3 protein-coding genes are annotated in these 2,362 nt (G+C 33.4%); all 3 read right to left on the minus strand.

The genetic code is table 11. The annotated features are described in order from the left end of the window. Nucleotides 1-1,226, minus strand: a 1,226-nt coding sequence (locus B2S90_RS04520) for an ATP-grasp domain-containing protein (RefSeq protein ID WP_286696594.1), incomplete at its 3' end; no start/stop codon positions are given. 14 nt (nt 1,227-1,240) lie between these two features. Beyond that, nucleotides 1,241-1,993, minus strand: a complete 753-nt coding sequence (locus B2S90_RS04525) for an esterase family protein (protein WP_055233849.1) — start codon at nt 1,991-1,993, stop codon at nt 1,241-1,243. A 54-nt stretch (nt 1,994-2,047) separates the two neighbouring features. Continuing rightward, nucleotides 2,048-2,362, minus strand: a 315-nt coding sequence (locus B2S90_RS04530) for a hypothetical protein (RefSeq protein ID WP_286696595.1), incomplete at its 5' end; no start/stop codon positions are given.

Here is a 2,362-nt window from a genome sequence, read left to right on the forward strand (position 1 = left end):
GTCTTCTTTACTGCTTTCTTAGGTGCAGCCTTTTTCTTCTTATGTGCAATAATCGCTTTTGTGATTTCATTTAATTTTGCCTTAGTCTTAGCACGGAAGATGAAGATATGGTTACCTTCAGCCTGCGCAAGAACCTGAGGAATATCTGCTTCAATCTTGATATATTCTCTATACTTATCTGCCACTTCTGCATCAGACAATTCATAATCAATACCAAGACGTCTTCCTACATAACCTACATAATACTTTCTTTCAATTTCATAGAAGCATGTATTATAGATCATCATATCTGCCCAAATAGTATATGTATCTACATCATAAGCATAGTTCATCATATCTGGAATAAAAGCACCTGGTGCTCTCATATTCACTTCTAGAGGAACTAAATCACCTTTTCTACCTAATCCTGGTTTATCTTCAGATAATTTAATGAATTCAAAATGGAAGAAACGGCTCTTAGTATCAAATGCCTTAACTACTTTTTCACCAATTTCATAAATAGGCTTACCTTCTACTGGTTCAGAATGGAAATAAATATCAGATGCCTCATTGACTGTATCCATAATAGAAGTATCCATAAAATGACTTGTAGAGAATAAAATATTCTTATCCTTATCAGTCACACCTTCGAATGTTACAACATCACCTGGCACAAAATCTTCTAAAATATAATCAATATAATCCTGTTTATGATTATAGAAATCCTTTAATTCTTCATCATTCTTTAATTTATAAGTATGCGTTGCTCCTACACCATTATCAGGCTTTACAATCACAGGATAACCATTTTTCTTAGTAAACTCTAAAGCTTCATCTAGTGTATCCAACTTAATATAATCCGCAACTTTTAAACCAGCACTCTTATAAACTTCTTTCATAGCTGATTTATACTTCATCCAGCGCATATCCTGAATCTGTGGTCCAGTAGTCACATTGAAGTCTCTTCTTAAAGTGGCTTCTAATTCTAGCCAGTATTCATTTTCAGACTCAATCCAGTCAATCTTACCATATTGACTAGAGAAATAAGCACACGCACGATATACTTCATCATAGTTCTCTAATGAACCTACATAGTAATACTCAGTCAATGAATTCTTTGTTTCATCACTGATCATATCATATGGGCAATCCCCAACACCTAATACATTCACACCACGATCTTTTAAACGTGAACAGAAATTATGATAATATTCTGGAAAATGTGGTGATATAAATACAACATTCATCTATTCTTCTCCTCCTAGATAACTCTCTTTACAAAATATGGGAACTGTACTCTCCACCAATCCCAATCATGGTTTACATCATATCCCCAGAAATCAATCCATGCTGGAATATCTTTATATTCTAATAATTCCTTCATTCTACTAGTAGAACGAACCATTTCATCTTCCCAAGCACCCTGACCACAACATAATACAATACGACGTTTTCTATACATTTCTACATATGGATGATCATAACTCATACCTTCAATATACTTGATAGGACTATTACGATAGATATTATCATCTACGTAATCATGGAAAAATAGATCACTATCATAATAACCACTTAATGCGATACATCCACTAAAGATATCCGGTCTTCTAAATAAGAAATTCACTGCATGTGAAGCACCTAATGAACATCCTGTAGTATAAATACCATTTGCATGTGTACCGCACATCGCATTAATATCAATAATTCTTGGTACTAATTCGTCTACAATATAGTGATAATACTGTTCAAGCATGTAAGAACGATAATCAACATCATGACCACCTTCTTCACTCCATGTTTCTAAATCAATACTATCACAACAGAATAATTGTATATTTCCATTATCAATGAGGCCTTCTACTGTTGCGACCATACCATTGTTTTCAAAATCATAAAATCTACCATTCTGTGTTGGAAATACCAGTATTGGTGTTCCTGCATGTCCATACACCTTAAACTCCATATCTCTTTTAAGACATGGACTGTATTCTTTATAATATTCTACCTTCATTCCCAAAACCTCCTTCGCCTGTGCTTATTATATCACATTTACTAGACAATTCACTTATTTATCGGTATTTCCTATATACTCCTTTAATTCTTTAGGAATATGCCTTGCACTTCTTATAGCTCTTAATTGATATTTCTTAAGTACTTTTAATGGATAAAGAGAAGGATCATATGTTTTTAGACGTTTAAGAAGCATACTTGTTTCATCACTCTCTATGACCTGACACTTATACATAATCGCTGAATAAGGTGCCCCATAATAGATATACACAATTGCATCTTGATGAATATTCCCTTTCTGATGCCATCTTATAGTATCACTTTGATTAAATGCCTGAATCAAATCAAAACGCTTAGGAGAAGCAGGAAT

The sequence above is a fragment of the Catenibacterium sp. UBA627 genome, from assembly GCF_002299355.1.
Classification (GTDB): domain Bacteria; phylum Bacillota_I; class Bacilli_A; order Erysipelotrichales; family Coprobacillaceae; genus Catenibacterium; species Catenibacterium mitsuoka.

What these genes read in the sequence shown, in the direction of transcription:
- B2S90_RS04525 (WP_055233849.1), bottom strand. Translation starts at nt 1,993, where the DNA reads ATGAAGGTAGAATATTATAAAGAATACAGTCCATGTCTTAAAAGAGAT.